13 protein-coding genes are annotated in these 17,821 nt (G+C 41.6%); 6 read left to right on the forward strand and 7 right to left on the reverse strand.

Annotated elements, in window-relative coordinates; all coding sequences use genetic code 11:
* Positions 1-142 precede the first annotated feature (142 nt).
* Entirely contained in the window at positions 143-1,048 is a 906-nt protein-coding gene (locus HWQ39_RS11110) for an amino acid ABC transporter substrate-binding protein (RefSeq protein WP_292844166.1), read from the forward strand.
* A gap of 137 nt (positions 1,049-1,185) precedes the next feature.
* On the opposite strand, the gene HWQ39_RS11115 is transcribed toward HWQ39_RS11110, so the two are convergent.
* Together HWQ39_RS11115 and HWQ39_RS11120 are read right to left on the reverse strand one after the other, a co-directional pair.
* On the reverse strand, positions 1,186-2,790 hold the full coding sequence (locus tag HWQ39_RS11115) for a 2-isopropylmalate synthase (protein ID WP_292844168.1): 1,605 nt from the start codon (positions 2,788-2,790) through the stop codon (positions 1,186-1,188).
* A 95-nt stretch (positions 2,791-2,885) separates the two neighbouring features.
* On the reverse strand, positions 2,886-3,407 hold the full coding sequence (locus tag HWQ39_RS11120) for an NYN domain-containing protein (protein WP_196517317.1): 522 nt from the start codon (positions 3,405-3,407) through the stop codon (positions 2,886-2,888).
* A gap of 738 nt (positions 3,408-4,145) precedes the next feature.
* Between HWQ39_RS11120 and HWQ39_RS11125 the strand changes: the two genes are divergently transcribed.
* Positions 4,146-6,491, forward strand: coding sequence for a CHASE2 domain-containing serine/threonine-protein kinase (locus HWQ39_RS11125; protein WP_292844170.1), 2,346 nt, complete (start codon positions 4,146-4,148; stop codon positions 6,489-6,491).
* Between the two features lie 241 nt (positions 6,492-6,732).
* On the opposite strand, the gene HWQ39_RS11130 is transcribed toward HWQ39_RS11125, so the two are convergent.
* A complete protein-coding gene (locus HWQ39_RS11130; RefSeq protein ID WP_292844172.1) occupies positions 6,733-7,017 on the reverse strand; it encodes a hypothetical protein in 285 nt (94 codons plus the stop codon).
* A 200-nt stretch (positions 7,018-7,217) separates the two neighbouring features.
* Positions 7,218-7,730, reverse strand: coding sequence for an outer membrane beta-barrel protein (locus HWQ39_RS11135; protein WP_292844174.1), 513 nt, complete (start codon positions 7,728-7,730; stop codon positions 7,218-7,220).
* 477 nt (positions 7,731-8,207) lie between these two features.
* Here HWQ39_RS11135 and HWQ39_RS11140 point away from each other — a divergent pair, with 477 nt between their 5' ends.
* Positions 8,208-8,942 carry a hypothetical protein gene (locus tag HWQ39_RS11140; protein WP_292844176.1) on the forward strand — a complete coding sequence of 245 codons (735 nt, stop codon included), beginning with the start codon at positions 8,208-8,210 and terminating at the stop codon, positions 8,940-8,942.
* A 19-nt stretch (positions 8,943-8,961) separates the two neighbouring features.
* Here HWQ39_RS11140 and murJ read toward each other — a convergent pair whose 3' ends face one another.
* Positions 8,962-10,566, reverse strand: coding sequence for a murein biosynthesis integral membrane protein MurJ (murJ, locus tag HWQ39_RS11145; protein ID WP_292844178.1), 1,605 nt, complete (start codon positions 10,564-10,566; stop codon positions 8,962-8,964).
* A gap of 441 nt (positions 10,567-11,007) precedes the next feature.
* On the opposite strand from murJ, the gene HWQ39_RS11150 reads away from it, so the two are divergent.
* Entirely contained in the window at positions 11,008-14,046 is a 3,039-nt protein-coding gene (locus HWQ39_RS11150) for a GAF domain-containing protein (RefSeq protein WP_292844180.1), read from the forward strand.
* A 114-nt stretch (positions 14,047-14,160) separates the two neighbouring features.
* On the opposite strand, the gene HWQ39_RS11155 is transcribed toward HWQ39_RS11150, so the two are convergent.
* Together HWQ39_RS11155 and HWQ39_RS11160 are read right to left on the reverse strand one after the other, a co-directional pair.
* A complete protein-coding gene (locus HWQ39_RS11155) occupies positions 14,161-14,667 on the reverse strand; it encodes a pentapeptide repeat-containing protein (RefSeq protein ID WP_292844182.1) in 507 nt (168 codons plus the stop codon).
* A gap of 133 nt (positions 14,668-14,800) precedes the next feature.
* The gene (locus HWQ39_RS11160) at positions 14,801-16,318 is read right to left on the reverse strand and encodes an LCP family protein (protein ID WP_292844184.1); all 1,518 of its coding nucleotides are present in this window, start codon (positions 16,316-16,318) and stop codon (positions 14,801-14,803) included.
* Between the two features lie 115 nt (positions 16,319-16,433).
* Between HWQ39_RS11160 and HWQ39_RS11165 the strand changes: the two genes are divergently transcribed.
* On the forward strand, positions 16,434-17,498 hold the full coding sequence (locus HWQ39_RS11165; RefSeq protein ID WP_292844186.1) for a mannose-1-phosphate guanylyltransferase: 1,065 nt from the start codon (positions 16,434-16,436) through the stop codon (positions 17,496-17,498).
* A gap of 114 nt (positions 17,499-17,612) precedes the next feature.
* Positions 17,613-17,774 (forward strand): membrane protein insertion efficiency factor YidD, encoded by a 162-nt coding sequence (gene yidD / locus HWQ39_RS11170; protein WP_292844188.1) that lies wholly within the window; start codon positions 17,613-17,615, stop codon positions 17,772-17,774.
* The last annotated feature ends 47 nt before the right edge of the window (positions 17,775-17,821 follow it).

Below are 17,821 nucleotides of genomic sequence, written 5' to 3' on the forward strand. Positions count from 1 at the left end.
TGACCTTGATATATACAGCAGATTTCAAAGAAGGTGAAGTACACAAGCTAAATCTGTTATCCAGATATAAAGCGTGTTTTATTCCTGAATTCTGTTGTAAATCAGATTTAATTTTTGAAAAAAGTACCTACTCTTAAAGCTTATGTATAAAAAAATTGCTATTCCTATTTTAAGTCTCATGTTTGCAACGCTCATACCTAATGTGGTCGCTGCTGAGACTGTAATGCAAAAAGTAACGAGAACAGGGGTATTAACCGCTGGTACTAGTAGAGATGCGCTACCTTTTGCCTATGTGGATAGTCAAGGAAAGTTAAATGGCTATTCTGTAGATATGCTAACTCTGATTAAAGAGCAATTAGAAAAAGACTTAGGAAAAAAAATTAAACTGCAATTAGTTGGTCTTAGCCCTTCTGAACGGATTCCTAAAATAGTTAATCAACAAGTTGATATTGTGTGTGATGCTAGTAGTTTTACATGGAAGCGAGATAAAAAAGTAGACTTTTCTGTTAGCTACGGTGTGACTGGAACCCAATTATTAGTTAAGAAAGGAAGTGATCTAGGTTCTGCTGAATCCCTTATTGGTAAGCAAATTGGCGTGCTGGCAGGAACCACAAATGAGCAGGCGATCGCTCGTGTACAACCTCAAGCTAAACTGGTGTATTTTAAAACTAGGGCAGAGGGATACACAGCTTTGCAAAAAGGTACAATTGATGCTTTCTCATCCGATAGTATTATTTTAGAGGCATGGCTGCAACAGCAAAAAAATCCAGATGATTTTGCGATCGTACCCGATCGCCCTTATTCACGAGAAGGTATCGCTTGTATGGTACCAGAAAATAACTCGAAATTATTGGATACAGTCAATTATTCTCTAGTCAGGTTCATGCAAGGATTCGTCAATGGTAATCAGCGATATGTGACTATTTTTGACCGCTGGTTTGGATCTCAAGGCGCTGTAGCACTCAATCGGGATTTACGCGATTTGGTGGTGGAAACTATGCAATTGCTCATAGAATTTCGTGAGGAAATTCCCAAAAGTGATCTGTGAAATAATGGATTTTCACCGCAAAATCATCTAGCTAACTATTTCTTAGGAGTTTTCTCATTAGTCATTAGTGCTAATGACTAATGACTTCGATTTTCCCCCGGCTTGAAGCCGGGAGATGAATTAAAACATGCGTTTTTTTACACTTTCTGTGCAGATACTTCTTCTTGCTTTTGTTGAGTTTGCAAAGATGCATACAACCTATTCAACGCATTTACATAAGCTTGCGCGGATGCCACGATGATATCTGTGTTCGCTGCATGACCAGAAAATACTTTAGATTCATAACGTAAACGAATCGTCACTTCGCCAATGGCATCAATACCGGCTGTTACTGACTGCACAGAAAACTCAATCAACTGGTTGGGCACATTTACCACCCGGTTAATGGCTTTGTAAACTGCATCCACTGGCCCAGTACCGATCGCAGCATCGGTTAATTCTTCGCCTTGTGGGGTACGCAGAGTAACTGTAGCGGTGGGACAAGCGTTGCTACCGCAGGAAACTTGCACTAACTCTACTCGGAACAAATCGGGTGCTTGTTGGATTTCATCGTTAACGATCGCTTCCAAATCCCAATCAGAAATCTCTTTCTTTTTATCTGCTACTTCTTTGAATCTGACAAATGCTTTATTTAATTCAGTATCCGACAGTTCAAAACCTAATTCTTTTAACCGAGTACGGAAAGCATTTCTACCGGAATGTTTGCCCAAAACTATTTGATTGTCTGACAAGCCAATCAATTGGGCATCCATAATTTCGTAGGTTAGCTTGTTTTTTAACACACCATCTTGGTGAATCCCAGACTCATGGGCAAAGGCATTGGCCCCCACGATCGCTTTATTTGGTTGTACTAACATTCCCGTCAAATTAGAAACTAAGCGGGAGGTTTTATAAATTTGTCGGGTGTCGATATTTGTCAGGGATTCTTGAGAATCTGCTGGTCTTCCCAAGAAGGGGTTAAAATATTGCCGTCGGACGTGCAGCGCCATTACTAATTCTTCTAGTGAAGCATTTCCGGCACGTTCGCCAATACCATTGATGGTACATTCTAGTTGCCGTGCGCCATTTTTCACGGCTTCTAAAAAGTTAGCAACTGCCAAGCCTAAATCATTATGACCGTGAACGGAAATAATCGCTTGGTCGATGTTGGGGACATTTTCGATAATGCCCTTAATGATGGCTCCAAATTCGCTGGGGGTGGTGTAACCTACTGTATCGGGAATGTTAACTGTTGTTGCACCAGCTGCGATCGCACGCTCTAAAACTTGGTACAAAAATTCTGGATCGGTACGGGCCGCATCCATCGGCGAAAATTCGACATCTGTCATGAAGGACTTGGCATAAGCTACCATTTCTTCGGCGATCGCTAACACTTCTGCCCGTGACTTTCGTAACTGATACTCTAAATGAATATCAGAAGTCGAAATAAATGTGTGAATTCTGGCATTAACTGCTGGCTTTAATGCTTCGGCTGCCGCTTCAATGTCTGCTTTAATTGCTCTTGCCAAACTACAAATTACTGGGCCATTTTCTGTCCCGACAATTTGAGCAATTTTCTTGACTGCTTCAAAATCCCCAGGACTAGCAAAGGCAAACCCTGCCTCAATGACATCTACACCCAGACGCGCTAATTGTTTGGCAATAACTAGCTTTTCGTCTATATTCAAAGTCGCTCCCGGACACTGCTCTCCATCTCGCAATGTCGTATCAAAAATGATGATTCGATCTGTTTGGTTGGTCATTTGCCCTTTGTTGTTTAGTGTTTACTTGTGGCTTAATATATCTTCAACCTTAGTTTTTCTTTTACTCTTACTTTTGTAAATAATTGCTAAGGATACTAACCTTCGGTTTTTTCTATTTGTTCTCTGATATCATTTAAATCTATATATCTATCAGTAGCATTCCGCAGCTCTCTAGCGATCATTCCTTCAGTTGATACTACCGTAATATGTGTATTTTTTGAGCGTAATAGTTCGATTGCTCGTTCAAAATCTCCATCGCCACTGAATAATACTACTCGGTCATACTGGTCTACTGTATTAAACATATCTACAACAATTTCAATATCTAAATTCGCTTTTTGCGAGTAGCGACCGGACGTATCATCATAATATTCTTTCAGAATTTTAGTCCTGACGGTATATCCTAGACTAATGAGAGCATCTCTGAAACCTCGTTGATCTTGTGGGTCTTTTAAGCCAGTGTACCAGAATGCATTAATTAATGTTGTTTCTGATTGCTCATGTTTGAAGTATTCTAAGACCCGCCGTGGGTCAAAAAACCAGCCATTTTTTTGTTGAGCATAGAACATATTGTTTCCGTCTACAAAAATAGACAGACGATTCATTGGAGAACCCATACAAATTTACACCTAATAATATAAATGAATTTAGATGGAACAATAGATTATAGCAATTTTCAAATGCCTTGTTTGCTAATATCTATAAAGTAGCTCTTTATCTATAGCTTTTATCCTACCTCTTTCAAGGCATAAAAACGCCCGCAACATTGGAGTTGAGATCCTGGGTGCTAACCTTATTCACCTCCAGCACTACAAGAGCTACCCTGCGATCAAAATCTACCAATAAAATTGACTAAGTAACAGCATTCATCGCTGCATAACATTAAAGTTTACTCCTAAAGAGGTATAGCATAAGCTTAGGGTAGGATATAAATTAATGCCTATCTGGAGATAAAGCTGTCAGTATCAGGATAGGCTTTGTGGAGATTAACAACATTGCGCTAGAGACAGAAGACAGACTTGGGAGAGCCTTGGGTAGAGCGCCCAGTTGGGAGCGTAGCTGTTGGTTAGATTATGGTAAAATCTTGCCACAACAAATGCACAGACAGAGTATATCCGGCTCCGATCTATGAGACAATCACTACTTGTAACTCACTCAATCCAAAAATAATAAATTAGGTAGTGCTTGAGTAGAAATCTCTTGGGGGCTAGCTCTGTCAATAAAAGTTTGTTGAACGATAGAAGATACTTTACAAATGTATAAGATTGTCATTTAAGTCTTATTTCAATGTGCTTACACTAAAACGTGGTCTGAATAAATAAAAGTGTTGGACTTAAATCAATCAGTAACACGACATGGCAGAAGAACCTACATCTACCTTAACTAAAAACTATGTCTCTACTGCCAAAAGACTGTCAAGTAAACCGACAAAAGTAACTTCGACAGCATCCGCTCGCCAATCCAGATGGATGGTTCGCTTAGGTCATCTCCTGGCTGGCGGTTGGGCAATCGGTGCAGGGCTGCTGAGTGGTTCTGGGTGGGAATTGGTTCAATTGATGGATAATCAGGTGCTTTCTGGCTTTTTTCAACTGCGTGGGCCGATTGTGCCTCCAGAAGACATTGTAATTTTAGCAATAGACGATCAGTCAATATCAGTTCCCGAACAGTACTATAAAACAGATCCAAAACAGTATGCCTACCTAAAAACACTGAAATCTTATCCTTATCAACGTGCTGCATACTCCCAGGTAATCACAAAATTAATCCAAGCAGGTGCCCGCTCTGTAGCCTTAGATATTGTTTTTGATACAACTAGTAGCTATGGAGTTACGGACGATCGCCAATTCCAAGCCGTATTGCAAAAATATGGTAGTAAAGTTACCTTAGCAGCCGTTTACGAAAATTCCCAGACGCACCAAGGGTCTTTTATGCAGCTAACAGACCCACACCAAATGTTTCGCACTGGGTCAGTGTCCATTGGCTCAGTTAATTTTCCCTTAGAAGTAGATGGAAAAGTTCATCGATTAGCGAGTGAGTTTCCCAAGTTATTAGGTGAAGATAATTTATTTACTCAGAAGCCACTTTCCTTTGATGAAGCAGCCCTCAAAGCAGCACAAGTAAATTATCCCCGATCAAAGGGCGATCGCATTTATTTTTGGGGGAGTGCGGGTACATTTGAGCAAATACCCTTTTGGCACGTATTAGACCCAGAAAACTGGAACACCTATTTGCAACAGGGAAAGTTCTTCAAAGACAAGATCGTGCTAATTGGTGCAACAGATAAGTTAAACAATGATTATTATCCAATCGCTGCGAGCAAAAGTACTGAACCCATGTCCGGCGTGGAAATTCATGCCAATGCGATCGCAACTCTGATGACAGGTAAAGCGATCGCCCCAGGAATTAACAATTTACCATTGCAGGGTTTGTTCGTGCTAATGCTAGTTGGCAGCACAGCCTTAATGATTAGCAGACGCAAGCGTAGTATTAATAGATTTCTCTATAGCCTTGCCTTATCTGGCATTTGGGGAGGAATTAGCTATGGGTTATTTGTCTATAGTCAGTTAATTTTTCCCACTATTGTACCAATGATTGCGATCGCCATGACTGGATTTTGCTACTTGGGAACTTCTGTGGCGAGGGAAAGCATCAGAAAACGCCAATTAATAGATATTTTTCAGAAGTATAAAACTTCCCCCGTTGTCCAAGAAATTATCAGCCAACAAGATGACTTTCAAGACCTAATCCAGCAACGAGATTTAGCCTTATGCGGCAAAATCTTGGCTCAACGCTACAAAATTGTCAAAGTTCTTGGTTCCGGTGGATTTAGCGAAACCTACATTGCTGAAGATACTCAACGTCCTGGGAATCCGCGATGTGTCGTCAAACAACTAAAACCAGCCAGCAACAAATCAGAAGGGTTGCAACTTATGAGACGTTTATTTAACTCAGAGGCGCAAACATTAGAAAAATTGGGAACGCACCCACAAATCCCTCAACTTTTGGCGTATTTTGAAGAAGACGAAGAATTTTATTTAGTCCAAGAACAGATAATTGGTCATCCTTTAAATCAGGAATTGTTAATAGGTAGAGTAATTGGAGAAATTGCAACGATCAGAATTGTCAGGGATTTATTGCAAACATTAACATTTGTCCATGAAAACAACGTGATTCACCGGGATATCAAACCCAGCAATATTATCCGGCGACATTCAGACGGTAAATTGGTGTTGATTGACTTTGGTGCTGTCAAAGAAGTAACTATCAAACCGCTTGACGATCAAGAGTCAACGGCTTTTACCATTGGCATTGGTACTCAGGGTTACGCACCAAACGAACAATGTTTTGGGCGTCCGCACTACAGTAGTGACATCTATGCAGTCGGTATGGTTGGAATTAAAGCCTTGACAGGTGTAGCCCCCCGCGAGTTAGGTAGAGATATTAATGGAGAGATAAAATGGAGCGATAGCACTCAAGTAAGCCACTCCCTAGCTAAGATTCTCAGTAAAATGGTGCTGGATGATTTCAAACAGCGATATCAGTCTGCATCAGAGGCCCTTGAGGATCTGGAAGTTTTTGATGATATTGTAAATTCCCAAAGCAGACACCCCATGCTACGGAATGACTCATTAACGAATACCTTAGACCAAGTAAACGCTACCACAAAATATTGCTCAGAATCATCCTCAGAAACTCCTTGAAGCAAAGCCTCAACGACCAGCATTCCCAGTCTCAGACTAGGAACGAGACTATACCCAATACAGTTCAGATAACCTCAAAACACTTGTAGAGACGTCGATTTATCGCGTCTCGAAAACCCAAAATTGTTGCCAGTAGCCCTTATCAGAATCGTATTGGACTATAGCCAATAAACGGCTATATCTGAATAGATTTTGTTCCAAATTTTCTAATACTTGATAGATTTTCGATTTTCTGCTGGGTCTAAGGACTTGGGACGACTTGACAATCTACCGCACAATTCCTTGATGCACCACCAGGTATTCTCAGGTTGGCATAGTCACCGCCTAGTTGAACATGTGATGGTAGTTGGTGTAGGGTTACACAGCATCTATGAACTGCGGCTTGGTACTCCCGCCATTGCTTACGGATTGCAATGCTTTCAGCATCTTCGCCTAAATCTGAAAATCTTAGCCCTGCTCGATTCAGCCAAGATTCTACATCAGTTGTTTCACCAAGTATTTCGGAAATGGGATTAATGTTTTTCATGAGTAATATCTTATACGTGTATTTACTTCACTGTAAAAGAAAGTATCAATACTAGCCAATATCATTTCTTATCAAAATCATCAATAAAAATGATTCATGTCCGAGTATAAATACTCAGACATGAAAGAATGTATTACTATTACGGCTGATAAACATCATTGCTTTAGCTTCCGAATAAGCCGTTTTCTAGCTCTTAATCACTAGAAGCGATAGCCTAATCCAGCTTGGAAGCTGACGGCATCAGCATCACTATTTCTGTAAGCGTCAATACCCCATTTAGTATCGCCGTAGGCAATGACATTGTTGCTAACTTCTGATTCAATCCCAAGGGTGACTACAGGTGAATTCTGATTACCCAATGGGGTTCTTTGACCTTCGTCAGTTACAAAAGAATAACCACCACCGAAGTAAACGTTAGTATTTTTGGCGATGGGTGCATCGTAAGTCACTATGGGCATAATTGCAGCAGCATCACCACCATACAGTATAGAACCCCGCAATGAAACAGGGGCATTGGGAACGGCGTAGCGTCCTTGAATATTACCACCAAGTTGTGCTTCATCGTTTCCTTGTCCGCCGTTGGTTGCACCAGCCGCAATACCAGCACCGATGTAGTTACCGTTAGTACCTGCTGTTTGAGCAGATGCAATACCAGCAGAAAGGACAATGGAAGCAACAGCAAGTGCAGACGCAGCTAATTTTGTAAGTTTCATAGAATCGTTCTCACTAGAGTTAAGTAAAATCAATGTTCTCTAGTACTAGAATCTCTTTTTTTACATAATGTAACCTCGCACACCTGGCTCACCCAAGTGGCTGAATTATTTCTCACCCACTTGGATATAGCAACTGAAATATTTCCCAATTAGTTAGAAAATAATTAAGCAATTATGCTATATAACATAGATGAATATCTTAAATAATAATACCAGTATCTATTGAGAAATATTTGATAATTGATAGGACTTAATAAAGTATTAAAGTCAAGTAAAGCCCCCTTGTTGCCAGCTTTGTGTTCTATACAGCCTTAGTCACAAGGAGACTAGTACCGCACGGCGTAAATAAGCCACCCATTTTAAATGTCTGAAACCCTTGTAAACAATTAATTCCGAATTCCGCCTTGCGGTACTAGGTTAATTTTTTTAATTAGCTCTTCCCAATTAAAAATTAAATTTCCACAGAGAAAAAAGCAAATGAGCCAAAGTCTAAATATTCAGGAAATTGTCATTGCGATCGCAGCGAAACAGCACAATCCGACAATTTTAACTCCAGACTTTCTTAAATATAGTGGCATTGTTCCTAGTGATTGGGAACTTGCTCAACCCCCGATTCTCACAGATTCGGCTGCTCAGGTAGTGTTTCAAAACAGCATTAATATAACTGCACAAGTCAATCGGATTATTTTTACTGAGGTGATTGCCACCAAAGAAGCCACAGATGTGGAAATTCCGGCTCTAGCTCGCAAATATCTAGAGACATTGGCGCAAATAGACTATCTTGGGGTTTCCATTAACTTTCGGGGACATGTTTTCTTCGAGCAGCCAAACAATACAGCAGGCAACTATATCTTGGCCACACTACTGAATCCTGGCCCCTGGCATGAGTTTGGCACAGCACCGGTGCAAGCGGCAATGCGGTTCGGTTACACCCTAGAAGGAGCGCAACTGAGCTTGGATATCAATGAAGGAGGGTTACAATTGCCAGATAAAACAGTGCGGCCTATTGTGCTGTTTACCGCTAGTTTTAATCACGCAATTGTTCAAGAAGAACAAAGTCAGCGCCTAGCTGTCATATCACAAATCATTAGTAACTGGCGGACAGACTTAGAGGCTTACACAGAACTTGTCGATACCAAGTTTCTCAACTCACCATATCAGATAAATCTAGCACCAAATCAATCTATTATCCCCACAGCAAGAATTTTTTGATGCCATAACTTATCGTCAGTTATTTCTTCAAAAAGCGCTGACGTAGACGAGATATAAATATATTCACCTCTGGTATTTTCAGCCATGAAGCGATCGCAGCAAATACTGCAATCCCTACGAAGCCAGATATACACAATTGCAACACCAGAATCAGTAAACCCGTTTTACCTAACAAGTGCTGAGAACCAAGTAGTGTCCCATAGCTTGCCACCCCAGCAACTAAGCTACCAGCAGCCAAACCCAAAATCGGCAAACTCCACTCACGCCAAGGTAAACCGTTGAGTTTGCGATCGAGTAACCATAACAGCATTAACATTGAACTGCAATTTACACCCACCGTTGCTAATACCAAACCGGGAGCGCCAAAAGGTTTCACAAAAAACCAATCTAATAGAATGTTGAGCAAGATGTTAAAAACACTGATGCGAAAAGGTGTTTGTCCATCCCCTAAGGCGTAGAATACCCGCACCAAAACATCACGTCCCAAATAGACAAACATCCCAATTCCGTAAGCGACTAATAAGGATGAAACTAGCTCTGTGGCTTCTGGTTTGAAAGCACCGCGTTCATATACCACCTGCACAATGGGTACTGATAGCGACACCATCAGCGCCCCTAGCGGTAGCATGGTGAAGGCAGTGAGTAGCAGTCCTTGGCGAATGCGTAATTTTAAATCTGGCCAATTTTCGGGGCCGGCAAGTTTAGCAAATATCGGTAATAGAGGCAGTAAAATGATATTAGAGATAATTCCCAAGGGAGTTTGGACTAGTAGGTTTGCATAGTTAAATCCTGCCGCCGCACCAGGGATAGGACTAGCAAAATAAAGGTCAGTGGCAACATTAATTGGCATCATGCCAGAAGAAACTGTCGCCGGAGTCATGATTTTGATGACTTCTTGAACGCCTGGGGATTTAAACTCAAACCGTAGGCGTAATGTACCCAATCCTAACCGCCACTGGACAATTAGCTGCACTAACCACTGGAGAACTGCTCCTGCTAAAGTTCCCCAAGCTAACACCATTCCACCAATTAAAGCGTACTCCGGTTTAATAATGTCTTTGCCTAATTGCATAGCCAAGATCCCAAGACCAGCAACAACGGTAATACTAGATAATAGAGGACTAATGGAGAGTAACCAATATTGATTGGCTGCATTGAGAGTCCCGAAGCCAATGCCAATTAAACCGGCAAATAAAGCCATCGGTGCCATAATGCGGAGTTGTTGAATGGCGATCGCTCTGGTTGTTTCTTGCAAACCATGACCGACTAAATCAATGATCGCATCCGCAAAGAAAATTTGAGCAACTGTCACCAGCAACAGCACTCCAGCTACCAACGTTGTCACGGTTTCTACTAGGGGAGCCGCTTCTTCTCGCCGACGCTTGGCTAAAACGCTGACAAGCGCGCTGTGTAATGGCCCATTAACGCCACCAAGTAAGATCAATAGAAAGCCAGGGATAATATAGGCATAACTATAGGCGGTGGCAGCAGCACCAACACCAAATGCGGCAGCGATCGCTTGCTGCCGCACTAAACCGAAAATTTTACTAATTAATGTGGCTGCGGCAACAATGCCAGCAATTCCAGCGAAAGAACGAGAAGGTTTTTGGTCTTGTTGTGTCACGAATAATACCCGACAACTCTTGCAGAGTGCATACTTTAAAACATTTAACCTGAAATTCCGCAGTCTGTCAGGTAAATTTCCACAAATTAGTTATTTTAAATGCTTTTACCCTTGGTATTGGCAAAGCGAAGGCTGAAAATTGAATTCCTGAGATTGCTATGATACAGCGAATTGCTAGTTAGTCGAGTCGCATCTTGATTCTGACCGGAGCTTTCGGAATTTCCGGCTCCGATCCTGAATTCTTCTTCAATGTGTACAAGCCAAAATTATTTTTAACTTATTACGAGGATAGATCGAGAAAGGGGAACTATAACAATAACCATCTTCTGGGAAATAGTTAAACTCTGTAAAAAATTGCAGGTTGTCATATTTTTAACACCCTTTAACTCCGTGAAGTTTGGCGTGAGGAACCCTTGTATAAAAACAAAATAATCCAGCGCAATGGAACCCAATTCAAATTTCACAGAAAATCAACTTCTCTTGTCTAGCGCTCAACTTCAAGAACAACTAGAGCAACAAAAGGCTCTGGCGAGTGTAATTGTACGAATTCGGGAGTCTCTTGACTTAGAAACAATTTTTCAAACGACCGTTACACAAGTGCGTCAATTGCTAAATGCCGATCGAGTGGCAGTCTTGCAGTTTGAACAAGGAAAAGATTGGGAAGGAGAATTCATTTCTGAGGATGTTGCACCTGGCTGGGACTCAGTAATGGCAGTGAAGGTGTACAACTACTGCTTTGGAGAACAGTTTGCTTCCAGTTATCAAGAAGGTCAAGTGGAAGCAGTAGCAGATATTTACAAGGCGGGACTGAGTGATTGTCATCTGGCAATTTTGAGTAAATTTCAGGTACAGGCTAATCTTGTTGTCCCTCTAACGTGGAAGAAAGAACTGTGGGGATTGCTTTGTATTCATCAGTGCAGTGAGGCTCGTAATTGGAAAGAATCCGAAATTGAGTTTATTAGTCAAATTGCGGATCATCTTGCCGTTGCGATTCAACAAGCGAAGCATCTCCATGAAGTCCAACTGCAAGCTGCAAAATTAGCTCAAGCAGTTCAGCGCGATCATGTAATAGCTAAAATTGTTGATGAAATTCGCTCACCCCTTGATATTGAAACCATTTTTAAAACCACAACTCAAGAAATACGTAAGCTGCTGCAAGCTGACCGAGTTGCCATTTTTAGCTTCAATCCCGATTGGAGTGGTAACTTTGTTGCCGAATCATTTACTCAAGGCTGGACTGCTTTAGTTGGCCTTGAGCCTGCGATGTCTACGACGGGCTACGCCTACGCTGATACTTATTTACAACAGACGCAAGGTGGACGTTACGTTAACAACGAGACATTTACAGTCAATGACATTTATCAAGCCGGATTAACAGACTGCCATATCACCTTGTTGGAGCAATTTCAGGCAAAGGCCTTTGCAACTGCGCCTATTCTCCAGGGAGATCAACTTTGGGGAATCATCGCTGCCTACCAAAATTCCTCACCCAGAGAGTGGCAATCTTATGAAGTCGAATCACTGAGCAAAATCGGTACACAAATTGGTGTAGCGGTTCGACACCATAAGTTACTGGCATACGCTCAGTACCAAGCAGAGCAACAAAAGACATTAACTACCGTGATTACTCGAATTCGGGAGTCTTTAGATTTAGATACAATCTTCCAGACTACTGTTACCGAAGCACGGAAAATGCTACAAGCAGACCGAGTGGCAGTCTTTCGTTTTGACCCGCAAAAAGATTGGGAAGGAGAATTTATTTCTGAGGATTTTGTGCCTGAGTGTAACTCGGTAATGGCAGAAAAAGTTTATGATTACTGCTTTGGGGAAAACTTTGCACACCTTTACTCTCAAGGTCGAGTCAATGCGATCGCTGACATTTATCAAGGAAAGTTTCCCGGTTGTTATATCCAAATTTTAGCAAAATTTCAAGTGCGGGCAAATATGGTTGCACCTTTATTAAAAAAAGGTGAACTTTGGGGATTGTTGTGTATTCACCAATGTACTGCTCCTCGTTACTGGCAACCCTCTGAAATTGAATTTGCCAGTCAAATAGCCGAGCAATTGGGAGTCGCATTAAAACAGGATTCTTATTTAAAGCAAGTTCAAATGCAGGTTGTTCAGTTAGCAGAAGCCACTGAACGCGAGAAAGCAATGGATCGACAAGAACTTCTAGCTGCAACCATTGATAAAATCCGCCAATCACTTGATATTAAAACTATTTTTAGAACCACTACACAAGCTGTGCGGGAGTTGCTTGAAGTCGAGCGAGTTGCAATCTACCGCTTCAACCCAGATTGGAGCGGTAAATTTGTGGCAGATTCCTTTAAAGATGGTTGGAAGCCTGTTACACAAGCTCAACCAATGATTATAGAAACTTTTGAAGATACAGACGACGATAACGAACTTCCGCGTAACGAAACCTTTGTGCCGATTCGAGAAGGTGAGAAATTATGGGGATTATTAGTTGCTTATCAAAATTCGCAACCGCGTTATTGGAAAGAGGAAGAAATTAATTTACTGGCTCAAGTCGGGGTGCAATTGGGAATTGCGATTCAGCAAGCGGAATTACTCGAACAAACTAAACGTCAAACCTTAGAACTTACTCAAACTCTGCAAGAATTAAAACAAACTCAAACCAGGTTAATCCAGGGCGAGAAAATGGCAGGTTTAGGACAACTACTTGCTGGAGTCGCTCATGAGATTAACAATCCGATCAGTTTTATTTTTGGTAATCTTATTCATTTAAATGAATATTCTCAAGAACTGTTAAACGTGGTGAAAGTTTATCGAGAAAACTCCTCTCTATTGCCAACTGTCCAAGATAAAATTGACAAGACTGATTTGGACTTTCTCATCGAAGATTTACCGAAAACCCTTGAGTCAATGAAAGTAGGAACAGAGCGCATTTGCGAGATTGTGCTATCACTGCGAAACTTCTCTCGTACAGATGAGGCTGAATTGAAGCCTGTAGATATTCATGAAGGTTTGGATAGTACTTTGCTGATTTTAGGGCATCGGCTTAAAAATAATAATGAACGCCCAGCTATTGAGGTTGTGAAAGAATATGCTAATTTACATTTGCTCGAATGCTATCCCGCACAATTAAATCAAGTGTTTATGAATCTTTTGAGTAACAGTATTGATGCCTTAGAGGAGAAGTTTAAAACTATCCAGCAAAGGTATTTGAAATTATCCCAAACGTATCCGAGAATACCCTTGACTATCTGGATTAGTACGCAAGCCGTTAATAATCAGATTGTAATTAGAATAGCTGATAATGGTCTTGGGATTCCTGAAGAGGTGCGATCGCACATATTTGACCCCTTCTTCACTACCAAAGCACCAGGCAAAGGTACAGGGTTAGGATTATCTATCAGCTATCAAATAATAGTTGAAAAACATCATGGTCAAATTAAATGTTCTTCTAAACCAGGAGAAGGAACAGAATTTTTAATTGAAATTCCTAACGGTAATTAAAGGCGATTGATTTTTGACAATTTTAATAATACTATTGCACAAAATACCTGGTACAAATATATGGGTAGTGGCGTACCTGACTTTTCACGGTATCTGGAAAAACGCGGAGATTCTTTATCGACAACCTAAACTATCTCGCGTTGACACACCCGTAACCGGATTTACGCCATCGGCTCTTTCACACAGAAGCGACACTTGATAACGATCAATTAAAGCATCGGTAAAATCAGCGCCAGTGACATCAGCTTCGTAAAAGCGGCTGCGGGTTAAAGTTGCTTCCGCAAAGATGGCATTCTTGAGGTTAGCACCATCCATAGTCACGCGATCGACTAAAGCGCCACTCAAGTTCGCACCTTCCAAATTTGCCTTTAACAAAACCCCTTTAGTCAGAATTGCGTTAGTTAAATTTGCTCCTTGAAAATTTGTCCCCCGCATTTCTGCTGCTACAAATGTTACACCTGCCAAATCAGCATGAGAAAAGTCACGATTTTCTAAATTTATATTATTGTAATTGATTGTGTTTTCTTGAGCAAAAGCTGGTTTGGGATTAAGTATTATCCACCCAAATGCTAGTAGCAAAATTACAATCAAACCTAAAAAGCGCAGTAAAATCTTTTTCATAACTTTATTATTTTTCAGCAGTCCTTTGTGATTAGTCCTCTCTTACAAAGTTCTGAGCGGAGGTTTCCTCCGCTCAGACTTTTCGCTTTGTCATTTAACCAATGACCAATGACTAATGACTAATGACTCCTACCTATTTCCAATCTTTACCAATGCGGATTGTCAGATCAGATTCTAAATCACCAATTGCTGATACTTCTATTTGACCCAAGCCTAAGACTTTTTTCAAATCAACTCCAACTCGTCGGTTGCCTTTTTGGACAACAATCTGAGTTTGGCGCTGGGTATCTGGCCAATCAGGAACTTTGTAAATATTAGTAAAGCCTTTCTGTTTGAGATAAGCAATAACTTTTTCAGTTAGCTGAGGTTGATTGGAAGCATTTTGAATAGCAATTTTGAGGTTAGGAACCTGACGCATATCTGGTTTCAGACCAGGTACATTTACCCCAACATAATCATTCAGTAGGCTCTGTTGTCCAGTCATATTTAGCCAATAGCTATTAGGATCTTGGCTAAAACGGCTAAATGTACCAGGCAACACGGTCATTTGGAAATTATCTCGATCTAAGTTAAGTCCGAAATTTACCAACGCCATCATTTCTTCCATCTTCAGGTTGGTATCAAAGTATTTTCGCATTAAGCGAGTTAATTGAGGCAACCTGGGTAAGATGGTGGGACTCTTGAGGCGTTGCAGCAGGGCTGCTGTTAGTGCTTGCTGACGCTGCACTCTTGGCAAATCTCCCAAACCTGGTTCGCGGAATCGGACAAACTGTTCTGCTTGTTCGCCGTTGAGGGTTTGCCAACCACTGACTAAATTAATCGACAGCCGACTGCTAGAGTCTTTATATTCCATTGATTTTGGAACAAAAACCTCTACTCCGCCTAACTGATCGACTAACTGCCGTAATCCGCTAGTAGAAATACGGATATACCGATCGATTGGGGCGTTATTTAAGGTACGGCTAACTACCCGTGCTGCCAAGACTGGGCCGCCTTTGGCATTGGCATCAGATACCTTAGTTAATCCCTTTTCTCCCTTTTCGGGGATAGCGATCATCGTATCTTTGGGAATCGAAAGCACCCTTGCAGATTTTTCACTAGGGTTAAGCCGTACCAACAGCATGGAATCGCTTTTCCCGGCAAAGCTTTCTGGTGAACCATCAACAGTACCGCTGAGTGGTTCAATCCCCATAATTAAAATATTCATGGGTCGTGAAAGCTGATATTGGGAAAGTTTGCTCCATAACTCCCCTGGTAGGGGAATTTTTTGCTCGTCTTTACCAGCAGTTCCTAAATCTTCATCTGTTCGATCGAGATTGCTCCATAAAGGAGTCCACAGCGCTAACGTTGACACTAGCAATCCAGATAAGATGATGCCAATGACAACCGTTGTAATCAACAACAGCCATCGAGGTATGGTTAAGCCCAGTCTCTCAGAAAGCTGATTGGGAATCGCGCCTACTGATTCGACAACGCTACGGTTCGGATTCGCCGGCTGGTTTAGTTCTACATCCTCCTCCTCTGAGTCGGGTATTGGTGCAGGCGCTAGTTGACTTTCCGTCCGTTGAAGTTGCGACGATCGCACTTCATTTTCAAATACTACTTGTTGAGATGTAACCGGATTTTCTGACCATTCGACTTGTTTTATCACAATTATCTCCCCACTCAACCACTCCCTAAAAGTATGTTAATCCAAGCTACAAATATTGCCAGTGGAAAAGCTCACTGTAAACTTGTAATGTTCTTCGGTAGGCGTGTATGACAACATGAATACTTTATTGTTCCCCGTAATCCTTGCTGGTGGTAAAGGTGAACGTTTTTGGCCCCTGAGTCGCAAAGACCGACCCAAGCAATTTTTAAGTCTTGATGGTAGCTCTAGAAGTCTATTACAAGCAACCGCCGATCGATTGATAGAACTCGGTGGCGGGTGGGATTTCTTGTGGGTGATTACTTCTAGTCAGATAGCTGAAGGGGTACGTCAACAATTACCTGATCTACCATCTCAGAACTTATTAATTGAGTCGGAAGGAAGAGACACTGCCGCAGCCGTTGCTTGGACAAGTTTAGAAATCAAACAGCGCTATGGAGAAGACGCTGTGATTGGCTTTTTCCCTGCTGACCACTGGATTGCTGATCAAGAAGCGTTTGCACACACATTAAGCGCGGCTACGCAACTGGCAGCAAGCACAGCAGCGATCGTTACACTGGGGATCAAGCCTACTTTTCCATCAACCGGTTACGGCTACATTGAGCAAGGTGAAAAAATAGGTAGCTTTAATGAGTTGCCAGCTTATCACGTGAACCGCTTTACTGAAAAGCCCGACCGGGAAACGGCAGAGACTTTTTTATCTACGGGACGTTTTAGCTGGAATAGTGGAATGTTCGTTTTTCGGGCAGGGGTTGTTCTCAAAGAACTACATACCCATGCTCCAGAAATTATCGAACCTTTAGAACAACATGGCCCTGATATCTATCCCCAGTTGCCTAAGAAGAGTATAGACTATGCGTTAATGGAAAAGACAACTCTAGCATACGTTTTGCCAGTTGATTTTGGTTGGGATGATTTAGGAGATTGGAATGCAATCGAACGCTTACTGAAGACAGAGGAGACTCCCAATGTAGAACTCGCTACCCACATAGGGCTAGATACCCAGGGGGCGATTATTTATGCCTCAAATCCAGAGGATGTAGTTGTTACTATTGGTTTAGAGGACGTGGTGATTGTGCGCGATCGCAATGTCACACTCGTTGTTAAAAAAGGACGTACCCAGGAAATTAAGCAGATCCTCAAAATTCTCCAAAGCGATTCCCGTTTTACCGACCTGCTATAAAAGTTAAAACCCCTGGCAGAGGCGAAAAAGTCTATTTTCCTATTATAACTTGACTGTCTGTTATTCAATCTGACAGTTATGGACATTATTAGCTTTGAGCCTCTCGCCAAGACAATGGCCATCGATTCTATTACTGCGTATCAAAAATATATTTCTCCCTCCAAAGGATTTTCTTGTTTCCATCGCTTATTACACGGCGGAGATTCCTGCTCTAATTACGTCAAAACTCTTCTGAGTGAACAGAAGATCCAAGAAGCCGTACAATCCCGCAGCTAGCAAGACTTTAACAAGCACCAAAGCTAGAGCCGACTTCCGTTGTATTG

It is taken from the genome of Nostoc sp. NMS8, assembly GCF_017115045.1.
GTDB lineage: Bacteria > Cyanobacteriota > Cyanobacteriia > Cyanobacteriales > Nostocaceae > Nostoc.